The organism is Dendronalium sp. ChiSLP03b, from assembly GCF_034531165.2.
GTDB lineage: Bacteria > Cyanobacteriota > Cyanobacteriia > Cyanobacteriales > Nostocaceae > Dendronalium > Dendronalium minutum.
In genome coordinates this window covers 1-15,576 of sequence record NZ_JAVRBR020000116.1, presented here as the reverse complement: position 1 = coordinate 15,576, position 15,576 = coordinate 1, and the positions used below count along the sequence as shown (strand labels likewise).

The following is a 15,576-nucleotide window of genomic DNA, read 5'->3' as shown; positions in this document are numbered from 1 at the left end:
CGCAACTGTACCGCCAGTAAAGTAATTTGGCGTTTTACTACTGAAGACGCGCGTGTCAAACTTAAACATCTTTATCCAATTTTTGAAACCGATGAAACAGGCGATTCTAATGCAACATTTTAGCCTTGACACGCCACTACGTTAAGTTTTGTTAACGCAGTTAGATTATTAAAGGAATTGCGACGTGTGGCTAAATGATCGCTCTAAGTTTGTTCAAGTCCAAACCGTATAAGTGACAAGCCTGCAAGCCTGCATGATAGCGATTGAAGCGATTGCAACGTCAATTATCTCGGAGAAAGAAAGGGTCAAAACGTCGTCAAAAATCTATTAAACGTGTTGCGAAATCTCATTTAAAAGTTGCCAATCAACGTAAAGATTTTCACTATAAAACTGCAATATGGTTATTAAATCAATCCCAGGTTATTGCTCATGAAAACCTAAACATCAAAGGGCTGGCTAAATCAATGCTTGCCAAGTCTGTAAACGATGCTGGCTGGGGTCAATTTCTACAAATACTGAACACCTTGGCTGCAAGTGCTGGGTGTTTGGTACTAGCGGTTAACCCCAATGGCACAAGTCAAGAGTGTTCTGATTGTGGTGCGACAGTTCCAAAAATACTGTCCGATAGATGGCACAGTTGCCAGTGTGGGGCTAGTAGTGAAGCTAAAGTTTATTTGATTGGAGATGACTTTCAAGAACAAATCCAATTTTTGAGTACTTTGCATAGTAGGTTTTTCGCTATTATGCCCATTTGTACAGTGACAAATTAAATGGCGTTGAGACAAATTCGTGTCATCAAGTTAAGCCTTACCCACTTTGTTTTCAATAGTTGTAACTTCTTAAGTTTTGTTACTATCTTTCAGAATAAATTACTTTAAAATCCTTACTGTAATTCAGTTACAGCCTTTTATCCTTACAAAACTTTTTCTATAACTTAATTGTTATTTAACTTCATCTTTCGCTATTGTTCGTTAAATCTCTTCAATATTATTGTTAAATAATATTGTTATCGCTGCGATCGCGCTTCTCTCTATCCCTGGCTTATATCGCTCAAACTATTACTGTCTATACTTCCTAGCTTTTAACTTCTTTGCTAAGAAAGATGTGACTCATGCATAGCTGATTTCTATTTTTTCGACTTGAATCTCCATAAGCTTTTTAGTTGAATATACTGACTGATGTTTTCTTATTATAATTATATATCATTAGTATAATAAGTACCATAAAGCCATAATTTTTTGACTTCAAATATAAAGAGATGCAAAAAAATATAAATATTTGGCTGTTACCACTATTATCTATACTGAGTAATGGATTTTTAGGTTGGTTAATTAACCAATTACCTAGCAAACAAGATTTAAATATTAAAGACTCAATTATATTTATCTGGACTTTAGTTTGTGTAATAGCTCTTTTTATACTTAATTTACAATCTACTAATTTTCAGCAAACTTCTGTATCGAGAAACTACGCTTGGATTAGTGGCTTTGTCCCTTTGCTAGGAGGTTTTTTTCTCTATGGAATACTTATCAACCAAATATTACCGAGAACATTAAATCCAACTATTTTATCCTTATCTTTATTTTTAGTCTGTTTTGGCTCTGTACTACCTCCAGTAATGCTTTTACCCTATAAGTGGCGAAAGAGGGTAATTTTATGGTCTTTTCCTGCCCTTGCATGTGTTATGGTAGTTAACTCCTTACTTACTTATCAATGGATAAAAGTAGGAATATGGTTATTTTTAACTGGATTTCTTATGCAATTACCATTGTTTGGTACGTTTTTTTATGGTGTAGGAATTAGGATTAAAGAACAAATAAAGCAAAGACTTGAACAGTTTGAACCAATAGTTGCTGGTTATATACTTGACAAATTGTGGGAATTAACTTCAACATTCCAAAAAGAATATTATCAAGATATTATTTATACATGCCGGGATTACCAAACGCAAGGTTTAGATAAAGACCGTATCCTTAAGTTGGAAAAAGTATTTGTACCACTAAAAATTGTTGCAAAAGAAGCAACAAAAATAAATTTTGGCTTAATTCCCCAGGAGAGAAAAGAGGTACATCAGTCAAAGCAAAAAACGATTTGGGATTTCCTTGCCGTAATGGCAAGCGATTCATCTTTTCGCCACATGGCAATACTTGGTGTTCCAGGATCAGGAAAAACCACCTTATTAAGGCATTTAGCTTTAATTTATGCAACAAAGCAACAGCATAAGCAACACCAAAATTCGCCAAATTTTATTCCTGTTTTATTGTACCTTCGAGAGGTTCGTCAGGAAATCATAGTAGATAAATTGTCTTTAGCTGAATTGGTTACTAAGCAAGTAAAACAAAAACGAAAAATTCAACCGCTTAATCCACCCGATAACTGGTTTGCGGAAAAATTATGTAAAAATAAATGTTTGGTAATGCTGGACGGTTTGGATGAGGTAGCAGATGAAACCCAGCGTCGTCAAGTTAGTCGCTGGGTAGACCAACAAATGCAAACATACCCAGATACCACCTTCATCTTAACTTCTCGACCATTTGGCTATAAAACTGCTAGTTTGCAACAAGAAGTAACGGTTTTAGAAGTACAACCATTTAACTTAGAGCAGATGGAACGGTTTATTCATAGCTGGTATTTACAAACAGAGGTTATGAGCCGTGCAGGGGAACATGATTTAGGAGTGCAGGAAGAAGCAAAACGAGAAGCATATAATTTAATTCAAAGGATTAAGAATAGTAAGCCTCTTGCTGATATGGCTGTTAATCCTTTACTACTAACAATGATTGCTACTGTTCACCGTCGTGGTAGTGCTTTACCAGGAAAAAGAGTTGAACTATATAAGGAAATTTGCAAGGTCTTATTAGAAAAAAGACAAGTGGCTAAGAATCTTGTAGAAAAACTCACAGCGACTCAAAAGCAATCTCTCCTTCAAGTTTTAGCGCTTGAGCTAATGCAGGCAAATACCCGCGAATTTCAAATATCTGAAAAAATTCCTTTGATTCAAAATCAGCTAGCAGGTATTACTGGTAGTGGAGTTAGTCATGAATATTTCATTCAAGAAATTAGCAATGTTAGTGGATTACTAGTTGAAAAAGAACTGGGTATTTATGAGTTCGCTCACTTGAGCTTTCAAGAATACCTAGCAGCAGTTGAAATTAAAGAATCAAACTCGGAAAAAATTTTAATATCAAAACTTCAGCAATCGTGGTGGGCTGAAACTATTCGTCTTTATGCAGCCCAAAGCAATGCAAGCAATCTGATTCGTACAATTTTATCAATATCCAATCCATCAGTAGAAATGATGGCGTTAGCCTATGATTTCCTCATAGAAGGTTTAATTATAGATTCTGATATACGCCAACAGTTAGAAAATAATTTAGATTCTGATTTAGAAAATTTATGAGAGAAAATTTTAATAAAGCAGCTAGTGTTTTACTATCACATCGCTTAAATAATCTATTAAGGATTGATGAAAATATAGAAATCGACATGAGTTATATAACTTGTGCGGAATATCAGCTTTTTATTAACGAGAAATCAGGCTCTGAAGAATATTTACACCCAGAGCATTGGAATAATTACAGATTTCCTAATGGAGATGCAAAAAAATCTGTTACAGGAGTTAGAGCCATTCATGCCGAAGAGTTTTGTGAATGGTTAACTCAACGAGAACCTTCATTGCTATATAAGTACAGATTACCAAATTTAGATGAAGTGCAAAAATATCCGCTAGAAGAAAATGATTTTGGATATTGGTGTCAGGACGGAGATGTAAGAATAATTAAAGGTATTAACCAAATAAAGTACCAAGTATGGGCAAAAACTTTATCTGAGATTTTCCATAATAATCTAAAAGATGTTTATGACATGGACATCTTATTTGGTACTAATACAACTACTTTTGCTGCAAAAATTCAGGTTTTTGCAAAAAGCCTACAACATCCAGATATTCATGAATTTGTTAGAAAAATTTATAGTTTATCAAATCATCAACTTGAAAATATTAATCTTGTTAAGACTCTACGTGAGTTAGAGAAATTACATAATTTGAAAGATGTTTTGAATATAAATAATAGTAAATTTATTTTTAAATCTTTTGCTAATTATAATAAACAGGCACTACTTAAAACTCTTAATATTATATTAGAAAATACAATTACTGAATTTAATTTTAAGGAAAATAATTTTAAAACTGAAGTAAAACTGATATTGACAGATTTACAGTTATTTGAATACTCAATGAAAGAAATGAAATCAAGCTTAATGATAGATATGAAAGATGTATACAATAGTATTATTTTTGGTAGAGAAAAAATAGAATTAATTAATCCAATAACTGGTCGAGATGAATCTATTTATATTCCAGTTATGCACCATGAAACAACTTTATTAGCAAATTTTAAAAATCCTAAACGGTTTCAAGAATCAATAGCTTCATTCAAAAAAGACCTTCAAGATCTGCAAAAACAAATTTTAGAAAAGCGTAGTAATTTTACTTATATTAACAATGTATTTGAAAGAGAAAAAGAATTATACAATGAAAGTTTATCTAAAATACCTAAAGCGTTAAAAATTATAGATTCTTTGGAAGAGAACTACTTTCACTTACTCATAATTTGTGCAATTTGTATCTGGATTGAAAAGGTAAAGTTGGCTGAAGATATACTTGAATTATACCTCTACTCAATACTATTAAAAGAGCGTCGTGAAGGACGTATACCAGCTTGGGAAGGCATTCGTATTGTGAGGGAAAGATTTTAAAATTGTAACACGTTGTCAAAAATCCAGTTACAAAATGTGCTGGGGTTAGTCGAGTCTTTCTTATTTTCCATACCATACTTGACATTATGGTTAATAATTTCATCCTTATGGGCTTCAATCCAATCCTTAATATTCATGCCATTGCAGCCCGATAAATTCCTAAGCAAGGTGTTAGCAATAGCTAGGCGATCACTACTCGGTTCTTGCTTTGCGGTATCCTTCACCATTAAGAAACTCATCATTAATTAAAGACAAAATTTTCTCTATATCTTTTCCCTTGTTAGCATAGCTGGCTGGGTTTAGGGGATCTTTCTTGTTCTCCATTCCATATTTAGCGTTGTGGCTAATCACTTCATCTTTATGCTGCTCAATCCAGTCTTTGATTAGCAAGCTGTTACAACCTGAAAGTTCCCTCAGAGCTAGATTAGTAATGGCCAAGCGATCGCTTGTTTAATATTGGTACTCATCGATTTGTCTACCTGAGTTGAGAACGGTTGATAATTCGAGTTTGTGGTATTGTTTCTGGGCTGGATTCTGCTTTTGGTTGAAGTTGCTTTTGAATTACTGGTACTGCTAGCGTTGCTATTCCAGCCACCATAAGAGCCGTAGCTACTACATTGCGAAAATTGATGTATTTCCACATTGACACACCACTCATACGTCGAAACAGCCAAAGACAGTAAGTATAGTCTATGGGGTTAAGGTCAAAGTACTCACGACTTTTTTCCAACTTGACCCTACAGTGATTGAAGCGATTGTGTAACAGGTTCTCAACCTCTGCCATATCTTCAACTTGAATTAATAAAATCACACGATAATTGCAAGGGGGTTGATTTAATGATAGTTTTGCAAGTCTACGATTTATGTCTTGAGTAAGTCCTATCTTGCAACGACGCACGTAACAGCCAGGAATTAGTCCATGAAATCCTACGGCTTCTATCAGGTAACAGTATCCTGGTTGATGAGGACTTCGGTCTGTCCGTTGTAGATAGGTTCGGTAATATGTCACAATCCGAAAAATTCCTTATATAGTTCTTGAGAAGAAAAGCATATAGACCGCTGTCAAACTTCTAGATACTCTTTTATTTAGATGTAATCTTCATTTTCACTGGCATTAACTTTATTAGTATCAGTCTGTTCTTTTTGTACTTGGAGCAGTGGCTGTATGTTTGTGTTCTTACCTTTTGGTGAAAGCCCAAAATAATCGACTAAAGCAATATTTACAACTTCTTGAGCTGTCAAGCCAGATTGCTGCATTTGGGCTTCTATAATTGGCTTAACACTTGCCCATAAATCTATCCGTAGTCTTCCTTTAGTCATGGAACCACCTCAAAAGTTTCATTAGAAAGAGTATTGCAAGCGTACTCATGCAACTTTTTCACATTCATAAAAGGAGCTTGTTGGTTGAAAACATAGCCTTTCTTCTCGAAATTCTTATCAAGATAAGGAAGTAATGCACCTCCACCAACAACCACAACGCGATCGCCTGCCAACTGATATTTATCTACTTCTGCAATTGGCTCCTTTAGGTATTGGGTTGACCAATCTTTGAGACATTCTTTGTAAGCTGTAGTGATATTGGTAGCTCCATTACCGAACCCGTAGAGAATCTTATTATCTTGGGGATTCTCAACACCTTTACGAATTAGGTCAATCTCTCTATCTAACCCCAGTTCTCTTAACGTTGGATGCTCGTAAATCTTCTTATAAAAATGCTGGACACCAAATTTATAAGGAACTGACCGATAGATAACATTTCCCTCGGAGTCGAAGCGAGTAACGATAGATGTGCCATTGCCAATGTCTAGCAATGTAGTGTTGGTCTTGCTCGACGGCTTAAAAATGTAGCCCTCATCAAAAATCCTGACAACATGAATTGCAACCGTCGTATCCTGACCTTTGATAACAGCCTGGTGAATGCCTTCTAGATTGGCTTTCATTTGATCGCCAAATACATGAGCATCATGAATCGATGCCACCACTCTAAAATCCCATCGCTTCCGCTGAATTGGTAGATGGGCAATAGCTGAAAGAAACAGAGGTAAAGCTAACTTGACTTTGCCATCACTGCGGTTATCAAAAACTTGATTGCGAACATCTAACACAGCGGCATCATCACCACACACCCACGTCTGCCCCTCTAGGGATTTGGCATACTTATTACCTTGCGGAGCTTGCTTGTAAGTTACGCGAGTTTTACCTTGATGGTCGCCGTGGCATTTAGTTACGTCAGTGTAGTAGGAAGGGAATCGAATGTAATCAAAGTCTTGTTTGTGTCCAGACGCTTTTAACTTGACAGCGCCATTACCACAATCAAAACCAACATTGAACGGAAATACTTGTTTATTCATCTAAATACCTTTAGGAGACTCCAACTGAATTCTGTACTCGGAATCAGTGACGAGAGGAATAGAGGGGGAATTGCGAAACGTCCTTTGATTGTGTTTGCGCGTCAGCCCAAACAAATCCAAGGACAGTTGAGCAATTCCTATTTCTTGGAATTTATACTGCATACGAGTAACCATCCTTTGCATGAATACGTGTACAAAACTTATACGATATTCCTTGAACCAATCCGTTGTTAGTCAAGATATTAAAATTGCCAGATGAGCGAATTGCTACTCTGCCAACGTAGTTACCAATCACCAAAAAATCGTAGTACTCAAGGTACTTAGTCGGGTAAACTCTGGGTTTTAAAGCCCCCACCATATTGCTTGAACGCAATTGGTGGTGGGTAGTTTACCTGAACCTCTTTTTGGGGTATGCCCTAAACGTACTTTTTTGGGGCTAAATAGGTTAATTAGGTACGCATTAGGGTTGTAAATGGTATGTCCGGTTTTACCCTCAATGGGTCTATATGTACCTAAAATTATGTACTTTCGTAGAATTTTTAGCTTATCGTTTTGATTTTTCCTGACATTAACTACAACATAGTTTATTAACAGTTTTGTTCGTAAACTAGTTACTATTAACAATTAAGTACTTGATTCGTTAATAAGAATCAAATTATTAACTATTTACTAATAGCAACCCTTTCTACCCAGTCCGTCTATTAATTGGGTTCGCAATCCAACCCAAGCGAACCCAGCAAACCCGATATGAACCCAAAACGGTTTCTATGTATCTGTTACAGCGATTTAGCCTTTTGGGTTGGTCTTTGGGTTCGCTGGGTTCACGCTTCAACCCAACCGAACCCGTGAACCAGAATTTATCAAACGTTACAGCCATTTTCACCATAGTAAAAAGTCCATTTCAGCCTCTAAAACGAAAACCCTGGAATTTGGCGAACCCAGCGAACCCAACCTCCAATGCTGTTAACCCTGATTTAGTAAGGGTTTGGAGTTACTTGGGTTAGTTGCCAAAAACAGCCGAACCCGCGAACCCTGACACAGCAAAGCTTGAAGTTTCTATTAGACAACTGTCTTCAAATATTCTAAAACTTGGTCTTTAAGTCGCTTATATTCATCAGATTTTGATGCTTTTACATTAAATACAGTTTCTATTAATCTCGATAAGCCAGCACCAGTTTTTAAATTAACTAGATGCTTATTTTGGTCTATTAATTGCTGTTCGTGAATGCTAAAACTTTCACTTTCAAATGTTGCTAAATAAGTCTTATACCCCAAAACGACAGTATTTGTACTCATTAGCATTAATCCTACAGGAGGATTGCCAGAGTCTTGGAACTCTGAATAAGTGTAGTGTGTCGGATGCTGGCTAGCTTTAAACCTGCCATCGACCCCAACCAGCACAGGATAAGCGGCTGACATAATCCAATCATTTTCGCCCTTGGTTACTGCGGGGGCATTGGGCATATTGATTTTGTATCGAGCCGCGCCAACTAAGAACAACTGATAAAAACTTTCTCGGAACTGCCCATCCATCTCAATGGCTTCTGTGGTTTGGCTGTGATTGCCCACCAAGATAATAATGTTGAGCTTGCGACCTTCCACAGCAGCTTGTCTCAAAATCTCCATTACATCTAAGCCCTTGGGCGCATCTCTTAGAATGCGTCCTAATTCATCAATGGCGATGATGAGCAGACCACGCCGAGACTTATCAATCTGCCCTCTGAGCTTTAACTCCTCATCCAGTAGGGCGATCGCCTCATAAATTTCATCTAGGTCATTCAATTCAACAAAGCCACTATCAGCAAACCTGCTCATATCATCGCTGTGCGGATTGAGAGCTAATCTCATGGTTTTTTCATCACCCAGCCATTGAGCGATCGCTTTCATTGATGAAGTTTTACCTGCACCAGGGTGGCCAGTGATGAGAAATCCTCGCTTACTCTTTTCGACCAGCGATCGGCAGTGAGGAATTTTAGCTGTAAGTTCTTCCTTGCTAGGTTTGGGCTTGTTAGCTAGTTTGATTTTGCACTGAAATAAGCCTGTTTCCCCGTTGTAGGTGAAGTGCAGAGGCTCAATTACTCCCTCACAATGCTGCTGAAGATAGTCCGAGAATTTGTTTAAATCATCGGCTACGACCACGTCTGTAAGTCTGTTGGCATGAAAATACACCACAGGTTCATAGGGATCGCTGTCAATGTGGGAGCGGTCAAGTCTAATTCCTTTTTTAGCGAAATACTTGATTATTTTGTTACCAATTCTTTGAGCTTCGGTGACTTCAAGTCGCCACAGTATAGGGTACTCTAATCTTTTAATGTATTCTTTAAGATTCTCGTTCTCTAAATTCTTTTGATCAATTTGAGAGAGTAAATCGGAAATTTGCTCTCTCAAGTCGTCTAGGCTCGCACTACTATTCTCTACCTTGTTCTTTAACTCATTGACTTCATATCGAGCTACTTCATCAAACTCTCTAAGCTTGCTACGTGCTTTATCTCCAGGTACAAACTTTTGCGGGTCGCGTCTTTCCTTTAACTCTGCCATTGCTCGTTCTAACAATATCCCAGTTTCAGTATTTAATAAGTTCCGATATTTAACTCGCAACGAAGTAATTTCACCTGAAAGCTGAAAATAAATCTGTACAATTTCTCTAATAACATCTAAGTGACTACCTTCTAATTCCTCAATTTCTGATAAATATTTACAGGTATTGTCGTAAGATTCTCTAACTTTACTTAAGAAGTGTTCAAGCTGAGAACGAACCGCTAAATGGTAGTCATTTTGGATTTTACTTATAACGGAATTACCCAAATTATCATAATCATTGCTAAGTTTAGATAGCAAAGCTTCTTTAAATTTGGTCTTAATTTCAGTCTTAACGACCTTAGCACTTGCTTCTTGAAGTTCTAGCTTGATAGTGTAGTCTTTTATTGTTCTTTGAATTTCAACTCTTAACTGAATGAGTTCGCTATCTTTTTTCGCAAGCAATGCATCTCTAATCTGACACTGTTCTACAAGTTTATTCGCCTGTAGCTGTGATTCTTTCAACTGTTTTTTTGACTTCTGCAATTGATTAGATAAAAGTTCATTGTCTGAATTGATTAGCCTCAGTTTATTGTCGTGACTATCCTGTAATACTTTGATTTCTAAATTAGCTGAGTCTGCCACTAACCTAGATGAAACCAAAGACCCGACGCACACACCTGAAGCTGCTAAGGTTATGTACACTGACAAGTCTTTTGACTGCCCCTCTGTTTTGAGACAACTAGCCACCCCAGCGATCGCCAGAGCAGCGGCAGCTACAGAAATAAATCTGGATGCTGTTGTGAAGTTAGACATAATGCTTATGCCTCAAACATTTCAGCTTCAATCTGTTCTCGCTTGCGCTGAATTCTTTGGTCAGCACCTTCAATTTCTAGTTGAAGCGCTTCTAGTTCTCGCTGTTGCTTATCTACTCGCAGAACCCACTCTTGGCGTACACCTTGAGTTAAGTTAATAGTGCCTTGAGTGCGAATAACTTGCTGTTCAAGCAATTCTTCGGTTTCTTCAAGTTTTGATTGCTCAATCTGAAACTTGGTATCAGAAATTTGATTTTTAACAATTTTTGTGCCTATTTCAATACCTGCTGTGTTGTAATCAACAACATCCCCTACTAAACGTAATTCTTCAGTAGCAACTGCCATTATTTTTCGCTTCTGTTTTATACGTTCATGTCGCACTTCTAAAGCATTATTTTGGCGTTGAATAATCAGTTTGTTTTGATTAGCTTCTTTAGCTGTTAGCTGAGGTAAAGAATCGCTTACAGCGTAAGAGTCACCGCCTAATTCCTTCTCTATATCAAAAACTTCAACGCCGTATTTAGTGGCTATGTCCTTGGCTCTTTGCAGTGCTTCTGAGGAATTTTCAGTGACGATAGGAGAACCGCCCCCAACTGCTCGTCTTACTTGTTTAGCGGTATTTCCAATGGTTTGGGCAACGTCTCTAACAGTTCCTAGCCCATTGGCTACTGTAGTCATTGTCTGCGTTACCGCTCCAACTCCATTGAATCGGGCTTTTACCCGCTCTCTAGCATTCTTGTCTCGCTCTTGAGCTATAGCTGCTTTACTTCCATCCGGGTCTGTTATTGGACGAACTTTTCGTGGCATAATAATGAATCCTTTGATTACTGGTTAAGGGATATCGACATCTGGGCAGTTTTGATAGCCTCTCAGATGCTCGATTATTAATAAATTAAATTACTAGGAACTTCACCAATACAGGTGAAAATTTCATTCCATTCAGGTACTCTTTTTATCCAGTACTCAATAGAATCTGAAGCTATCCAATCTTGTGTTAACAAATCAAGTTGGTTAAGCTCTTTAGTTGTCAGGTTTTCATATCGGTCATCTAACTCATTAGCTTGTTTGGATAGATTACCGTCTGATAACTCGACAAAAACTGTACATACACCTCGCCCACAATAAACGTACAAATCATCTTTGTCTACGAAAGAAATTGTTAGTCTATCAATGCAGCAACCGTAATAATTTTGCAATTTTGCATTAACCTTATACCAAGGCATTTTTTGTTGGTAATGGATTAATAGTTCTAAATTTTTATTTCCGTAAAAACAGCAAGAATTCTCAAGACAATCTCCACTCCTTAAAGGCTGATTACTTTTAACAGTGATACTGTTAAAGCTGTAATTATTCGCTTTATAAGCAACACCTTGAAGTACAAGCGCTACATTAGCCTCTAGTTGATATACATATAGAGGTAAGTTTTCTGGTCTTGTCATCTTTTACTCCTAAAACAATTTCAATTGAACAACTTCTGAACTCTTAATGTCAATATTTTGACTCATTCCAGGGACTTCGTAAATCCAACCTCTAACTGAATTTTTATTAAGCCTTAATTCGGTCTTTTTCCTTTGGTTCGCTAAAGGTTTGAACTGCCAAATAGGATGATTTATCTGTGCGTAAGGATCTTGTCCTATGTAGCGGTAAAGTGTACCTTTTATCGAGTAAACTTTGCTTCTAGATAGCGTGGATAGGTCATAAATAAGCTGTAGGTCAATCATAAAAATCTTCAAATTTAGTCGTGTCAACAGTTGAGCCAAGCTCATAGCAAAGCTCGTTTACAGCCTGTACAGTATCGCCAATGTGGCAATTTGGATGATAAATCAATGCTTTCAAATCAGGATGCTGACGAATCTCTATAAGCAGGTAAGAGGCTTCGCTGACAAGCTGTGATCGTGTCATCGGTTGTTACTCTTTCTGCGGCAGTTGCACTGCATAGGGTCGATCGAATAAGTCCTCTGATTCGGCTTGTAGCTCCCATTGAAGATATCCAAGGGCTTGGGAAGCATCAGATAGAGTTACGTCGGGATGATAATCTAAATGCTTAAATCTTGGATGCCTGCAAATTTGTTCGAGCAATTCTTGAGCCTCACTTACAAGCTCTGGTAAGGGTCTATTTGGTTGACGATCATTCATTGCATCTTTCCTCAAATTTGGTATTAAACGCTGTTGTTATCTACGTTTTGAGCAGATTGAACATTTTCAATGGCTTCTTGAACTTCACCTAATGCATGAATTACATCCAATAAATTAAAATCATTGGATTTAGTAAAATCTTGACAAGCTTCTATTTCTCGGTATTCTGATTTGGCTTGCAGCATTCTTAATACTTGCTCTGTGCCTTGAAGGATAATCAGAATTTGCTCTGTAGTTAAAACTTGAGTCATAACTAATCTTCACTCTTTGTTGAGGTATCGTCTTTTTGAACTTTACGGTTGTCATGTTTAAAACTCCTCCATCCCAATTTCAATCAATCTACGTATGTATGGATCGTCATTTTGTGGAATGTCATCTTGGGGCAGTGATTCTTTTTGCGGAGGTTGGGGTGCGATCGCTGGCTTGTATTGGTACTCATCTAAAAAGCTATAACCCCGGCGTTTTAAATCCATCAAGAGGTGGTTTAATGCTTCCGTAGTGTTGTTACACTCCATCTGCCCTTGCAATGCTCGGAAATATGGCTGTAAATGGGATTTAATGCTTGCTCTCATTGCTGTTAAAGATGAAGTTGGTTTGTCCGTTTGTCCCTTATTTTCATAGAATAGCATAGTATTCTATGCTGTTAACATAATATCTATGCATATTGCTTATAATTGACGAATAAAGTTATAAATTTTATGCATAGAATACTATGTTAAAAACATACTATGTTATGTTTATGCTAAAAGAAGTATCACTGACAGCACATAATAAGGTGACAAGATATGCAAGCACAGATTATAGAAATGCCCGATAAACAGTTACCTGCTACTAAAAGAACTACTATTGTGCTGCCAGCTAAGGTTTATGAACTGCTAGAACAAAGAGCGGATATGGAGGGGAGGGCTACAGCTAACCTTGCCGCCTTTGTAGTCGAACAATACATAAGAGAATGCTATCCAGAAGAGTTTCCCAACCCCTACAAACGCTCAACAGAAGCCTAACCAATGACTGACACGCCACAGCCGGAGAACTTAAACGATCGCTTAAATACCTTTGACCAGAAACTAGATGACTTGGGCGACGAGCTTGACCTAATTCGTACTATACAAACAGGCAGTCGTCGAGAATTACGTAATAATTCTCAGACAGTAGCTCGACTTGAGCGCACCGTTACCCAGCTAGCAGCGATCGCCCACGACCACCAATTAGCTCTGCAACTTCTTAGCCAAAACGCCGAGCGCGATAGAGAACAAGCCCAGTGCGATCGCCAACTTTTTGAGGCTAGAATTACCCAAATCTGGGAATATCTTCTTAGGCAGGGCGGCAATGGTAGCGGTAGCGATCGCACTTGATAATTGAGGCAAGAAAATGACCGACACACCCGATTCAGTAAACCGGATTGAATTGATAGAGCGGCTATTGCTGAGGATTTCAGAACAGCAAGCACTAAATACTGAAGCGATCGCTGACTTATCTCAAGAGATGCGAGAACTGACCAGCAACACTAATCGAGTGCTGGGCAGGCGCGCGATTTTGGATGATGTACTTCTGGAAATGCGAGAAAGCACAGAACAGCATCGGCAAGCCTTTGAGCTACATCAGAGGAATTTTGAGGAACACCAGAGAGAATTCAGAGAACATCAACTTACAACCAATGCAGCCTTAGCAAGCCTAGAGGCGATACTAGCGCAATTGCTGAGAATTCTTCCCCAAGGCTAGCTATTAAATTCTTGATCGACCGCGCACATAGGCACTCACAGCATTGGCTCTCAAAACCCTTGTCACAAGCCCGTGTAACTAATTGTAAACAAACTCGTTTCTTAATTTTTTCTTAGTAGTTTTTCAGTTGTGAAGCGACGCGATCGCAATTCTTAACTTATGAACGAAACACTTACAGAATCAAATATTAGCCCAGAATCACTAGAGCTGGCTAAAGCTTTCAAAACCAAACTCGGTAATTTTCACTGGAATAGCGATTACTTCAAATTTTGTAGTGTTATGGGCTGGGAGCCATCGGATTATGCAGAGGACAAATGGCGGAGATTCGAGGAATTGATATCAACCTTAAATGAATTCGATGATAAAAGCACCGCCCGGATGCTGGAGGCTGGGAAGTAATTATTTTTGAGCTATTCCCGCCAGCAGCCCCACACCGTCTTGAAGAGCGGCGCTCTTCAAGACGGTGTGGGGCGGTGACAAATCCCACCCTTGAGCCGAGTTTTTGGGAGGCAGGTACTTACATCCCATGCCTCAACTCAAGCGAAACGCTTCAATTAATTCGCCTCTATAAGTGCAGTATTGAAGATTTATCAGAAGCCTTTGAAGAAACACAGCCAAAAAAAGATTAAATAATGCGACTCGCCTATCAGTACCGTTTAAGACTAACCAAACAACAAATAGCCACGCTTCTTCACTGGCTTGAATTGTGCCGTCGCCAGTACAACTACAGGTTAGCGGAACGGTTTAACTGGTACGAGCAAAACCGTTGTGATGTTGACAGATGCTCTATTATTTCTTGTAGCATTGCACCGCTAAAAGACCGCCCTGATTACTTTAGTCAAAAACGAGATTTAACCAACACCAAAGCTTTATTTCCTGACTACAAAGAATTACCCTCGCACATCCTACAAGACGTAATTGCACGGGTTGAAAAGACGTTTGACAGGTGGTTAAAAGGTGACAGCAATGGTAAAAAATCTGGTCGCCCACGGTTCAAGGGCAACGGGCGTTATCGTTCGTTGACGTTTCCTGACCTTATTAAACCAGAACACGTTCAGGGTAAATTCATCCAGTTACCTGATATCTTGCACCTAACCGGATAAACACTAGATGTATAATTTAAAGGTATAACATATTACTAAGTTGTAAATAGCTAATTACTGAAAGTAAAGTTACTAAAAAGACTTACTAAATAGTTAAATATTGAGTATCTACGTAAATACTTTATAGATAATGATAATCATTCAAGGGGGAGGGAGTGAGTCGGCGAGCGCCGC

The 15,576-nt window shown here is 38.0% G+C and carries 21 protein-coding genes; 8 read left to right on the top strand and 13 right to left on the bottom strand.

Annotated elements, in window-relative coordinates; all coding sequences use genetic code 11:
- Positions 1-272 precede the first annotated feature (272 nt).
- The 3 genes from RMY31_RS26320 (at position 273) to RMY31_RS26310 (ending at position 4,758) form a co-directional block, all read left to right on the top strand.
- A complete protein-coding gene (locus tag RMY31_RS26320) occupies positions 273-770 on the top strand; it encodes an RNA-guided endonuclease InsQ/TnpB family protein (protein WP_409878500.1) in 498 nt (165 codons plus the stop codon).
- Positions 771-1,258: 488 nt separating this feature from the next.
- On the top strand, positions 1,259-3,400 hold the full coding sequence (locus tag RMY31_RS26315) for an NACHT domain-containing protein (RefSeq protein WP_409878498.1): 2,142 nt from the start codon (positions 1,259-1,261) through the stop codon (positions 3,398-3,400).
- On the top strand, positions 3,397-4,758 hold the full coding sequence (locus tag RMY31_RS26310) for a hypothetical protein (RefSeq protein WP_409878496.1): 1,362 nt from the start codon (positions 3,397-3,399) through the stop codon (positions 4,756-4,758). Before RMY31_RS26315 ends, RMY31_RS26310 begins: the two co-directional genes overlap by 4 nt.
- A 192-nt stretch (positions 4,759-4,950) precedes the next feature.
- On the opposite strand, the gene RMY31_RS26305 is transcribed toward RMY31_RS26310, so the two are convergent.
- The 12 genes from RMY31_RS26305 to RMY31_RS26250 all read right to left on the bottom strand — a co-directional run bounded on the left by RMY31_RS26305 (position 4,951) and on the right by RMY31_RS26250 (position 13,206).
- The gene (locus tag RMY31_RS26305) at positions 4,951-5,196 is read right to left on the bottom strand and encodes a hypothetical protein (RefSeq protein WP_409878494.1); all 246 of its coding nucleotides are present in this window, start codon (positions 5,194-5,196) and stop codon (positions 4,951-4,953) included.
- A gap of 37 nt (positions 5,197-5,233) precedes the next feature.
- On the bottom strand, positions 5,234-5,767 hold the full coding sequence (locus tag RMY31_RS26300) for a GIY-YIG nuclease family protein (protein WP_409878492.1): 534 nt from the start codon (positions 5,765-5,767) through the stop codon (positions 5,234-5,236).
- 77 nt (positions 5,768-5,844) lie between these two features.
- Positions 5,845-6,078 (bottom strand): hypothetical protein, encoded by a 234-nt coding sequence (locus RMY31_RS26295; protein WP_409878490.1) that lies wholly within the window; start codon positions 6,076-6,078, stop codon positions 5,845-5,847.
- Positions 6,075-7,109 carry a ParM/StbA family protein gene (locus RMY31_RS26290; RefSeq protein WP_409878488.1) on the bottom strand — a complete coding sequence of 345 codons (1,035 nt, stop codon included), beginning with the start codon at positions 7,107-7,109 and terminating at the stop codon, positions 6,075-6,077. The genes RMY31_RS26295 and RMY31_RS26290 overlap by 4 nt, the downstream gene beginning before the upstream one ends.
- Before the next feature lie 685 nt (positions 7,110-7,794).
- Positions 7,795-7,995 (bottom strand): hypothetical protein, encoded by a 201-nt coding sequence (locus tag RMY31_RS26285; protein ID WP_409878486.1) that lies wholly within the window; start codon positions 7,993-7,995, stop codon positions 7,795-7,797.
- A 173-nt stretch (positions 7,996-8,168) separates the two neighbouring features.
- Positions 8,169-10,442: an AAA family ATPase gene (locus RMY31_RS26280; RefSeq protein WP_409878484.1), complete on the bottom strand. Its 2,274-nt coding sequence runs from the start codon at positions 10,440-10,442 to the stop codon at positions 8,169-8,171.
- A 5-nt stretch (positions 10,443-10,447) separates the two neighbouring features.
- Positions 10,448-11,248, bottom strand: coding sequence for a hypothetical protein (locus tag RMY31_RS26275; protein WP_409878482.1), 801 nt, complete (start codon positions 11,246-11,248; stop codon positions 10,448-10,450).
- A gap of 77 nt (positions 11,249-11,325) precedes the next feature.
- On the bottom strand, positions 11,326-11,880 hold the full coding sequence (locus RMY31_RS26270) for a hypothetical protein (protein WP_409878480.1): 555 nt from the start codon (positions 11,878-11,880) through the stop codon (positions 11,326-11,328).
- 274 nt (positions 11,881-12,154) lie between these two features.
- Positions 12,155-12,343: a hypothetical protein gene (locus RMY31_RS26265; protein ID WP_409878479.1), complete on the bottom strand. Its 189-nt coding sequence runs from the start codon at positions 12,341-12,343 to the stop codon at positions 12,155-12,157.
- Positions 12,344-12,349: 6 nt separating this feature from the next.
- Positions 12,350-12,577 (bottom strand): hypothetical protein, encoded by a 228-nt coding sequence (locus RMY31_RS26260; protein WP_409878477.1) that lies wholly within the window; start codon positions 12,575-12,577, stop codon positions 12,350-12,352.
- A 23-nt stretch (positions 12,578-12,600) separates the two neighbouring features.
- The gene (locus tag RMY31_RS26255) at positions 12,601-12,828 is read right to left on the bottom strand and encodes a hypothetical protein (RefSeq protein ID WP_409878475.1); all 228 of its coding nucleotides are present in this window, start codon (positions 12,826-12,828) and stop codon (positions 12,601-12,603) included.
- A 57-nt stretch (positions 12,829-12,885) separates the two neighbouring features.
- On the bottom strand, positions 12,886-13,206 hold the full coding sequence (locus RMY31_RS26250; RefSeq protein ID WP_409878473.1) for a hypothetical protein: 321 nt from the start codon (positions 13,204-13,206) through the stop codon (positions 12,886-12,888).
- 156 nt (positions 13,207-13,362) lie between these two features.
- Here RMY31_RS26250 and RMY31_RS26245 point away from each other — a divergent pair, with 156 nt between their 5' ends.
- The 4 genes from RMY31_RS26245 to RMY31_RS26230 all read left to right on the top strand — a co-directional run bounded on the left by RMY31_RS26245 (position 13,363) and on the right by RMY31_RS26230 (position 14,698).
- Positions 13,363-13,581, top strand: a complete 219-nt coding sequence (locus RMY31_RS26245; protein ID WP_409878471.1) for a ribbon-helix-helix domain-containing protein — start codon at positions 13,363-13,365, stop codon at positions 13,579-13,581.
- Positions 13,582-13,584: 3 nt separating this feature from the next.
- Complete coding sequence (locus RMY31_RS26240; protein ID WP_409878470.1) at positions 13,585-13,932, top strand: hypothetical protein; 348 nt, start codon at positions 13,585-13,587, stop codon at positions 13,930-13,932.
- 16 nt (positions 13,933-13,948) lie between these two features.
- On the top strand, positions 13,949-14,299 hold the full coding sequence (locus tag RMY31_RS26235; protein WP_409878468.1) for a hypothetical protein: 351 nt from the start codon (positions 13,949-13,951) through the stop codon (positions 14,297-14,299).
- A 159-nt stretch (positions 14,300-14,458) separates the two neighbouring features.
- Positions 14,459-14,698, top strand: coding sequence for a hypothetical protein (locus RMY31_RS26230; protein WP_409878466.1), 240 nt, complete (start codon positions 14,459-14,461; stop codon positions 14,696-14,698).
- Here the strand turns inward: RMY31_RS26230 and RMY31_RS26225 are convergent, their stop codons facing one another.
- Positions 14,699-14,827, bottom strand: coding sequence for a hypothetical protein (locus tag RMY31_RS26225; protein ID WP_409878464.1), 129 nt, complete (start codon positions 14,825-14,827; stop codon positions 14,699-14,701). It lies immediately after the preceding gene.
- Between the two features lie 104 nt (positions 14,828-14,931).
- Here RMY31_RS26225 and RMY31_RS26220 point away from each other — a divergent pair, with 104 nt between their 5' ends.
- Positions 14,932-15,402, top strand: coding sequence for an RNA-guided endonuclease InsQ/TnpB family protein (locus tag RMY31_RS26220; protein ID WP_409878462.1), 471 nt, complete (start codon positions 14,932-14,934; stop codon positions 15,400-15,402).
- The last annotated feature ends 174 nt before the right edge of the window (positions 15,403-15,576 follow it).

Bases quoted from the DNA above. Each gene is read 5' to 3' on its own strand.
- RMY31_RS26295 (WP_409878490.1), bottom strand. From the start codon at position 6,078: ATGACTAAAGGAAGACTACGGATAGATTTATGGGCAAGTGTTAAGCCA.
- RMY31_RS26250 (WP_409878473.1), bottom strand. From the start codon at position 13,206: ATGCTATTCTATGAAAATAAGGGACAAACGGACAAACCAACTTCATCT.
- RMY31_RS26245 (WP_409878471.1), top strand. From the start codon at position 13,363: ATGCAAGCACAGATTATAGAAATGCCCGATAAACAGTTACCTGCTACT.
- RMY31_RS26255 (WP_409878475.1), bottom strand. From the start codon at position 12,828: ATGACTCAAGTTTTAACTACAGAGCAAATTCTGATTATCCTTCAAGGC.
- RMY31_RS26275 (WP_409878482.1), bottom strand. From the start codon at position 11,248: ATGCCACGAAAAGTTCGTCCAATAACAGACCCGGATGGAAGTAAAGCA.
- RMY31_RS26260 (WP_409878477.1), bottom strand. From the start codon at position 12,577: ATGAATGATCGTCAACCAAATAGACCCTTACCAGAGCTTGTAAGTGAG.
- RMY31_RS26240 (WP_409878470.1), top strand. From the start codon at position 13,585: ATGACTGACACGCCACAGCCGGAGAACTTAAACGATCGCTTAAATACC.
- RMY31_RS26290 (WP_409878488.1), bottom strand. From the start codon at position 7,109: ATGAATAAACAAGTATTTCCGTTCAATGTTGGTTTTGATTGTGGTAAT.
- RMY31_RS26265 (WP_409878479.1), bottom strand. From the start codon at position 12,343: ATGACACGATCACAGCTTGTCAGCGAAGCCTCTTACCTGCTTATAGAG.
- RMY31_RS26225 (WP_409878464.1), bottom strand. From the start codon at position 14,827: ATGGGATGTAAGTACCTGCCTCCCAAAAACTCGGCTCAAGGGTGGGAT.
- RMY31_RS26280 (WP_409878484.1), bottom strand. From the start codon at position 10,442: ATGTCTAACTTCACAACAGCATCCAGATTTATTTCTGTAGCTGCCGCT.
- RMY31_RS26270 (WP_409878480.1), bottom strand. From the start codon at position 11,880: ATGACAAGACCAGAAAACTTACCTCTATATGTATATCAACTAGAGGCT.
- RMY31_RS26220 (WP_409878462.1), top strand. From the start codon at position 14,932: ATGCGACTCGCCTATCAGTACCGTTTAAGACTAACCAAACAACAAATA.
- RMY31_RS26315 (WP_409878498.1), top strand. From the start codon at position 1,259: ATGCAAAAAAATATAAATATTTGGCTGTTACCACTATTATCTATACTG.
- RMY31_RS26230 (WP_409878466.1), top strand. From the start codon at position 14,459: ATGAACGAAACACTTACAGAATCAAATATTAGCCCAGAATCACTAGAG.
- RMY31_RS26310 (WP_409878496.1), top strand. From the start codon at position 3,397: ATGAGAGAAAATTTTAATAAAGCAGCTAGTGTTTTACTATCACATCGC.
- RMY31_RS26285 (WP_409878486.1), bottom strand. From the start codon at position 7,995: ATGGTGAAAATGGCTGTAACGTTTGATAAATTCTGGTTCACGGGTTCG.
- RMY31_RS26235 (WP_409878468.1), top strand. From the start codon at position 13,949: ATGACCGACACACCCGATTCAGTAAACCGGATTGAATTGATAGAGCGG.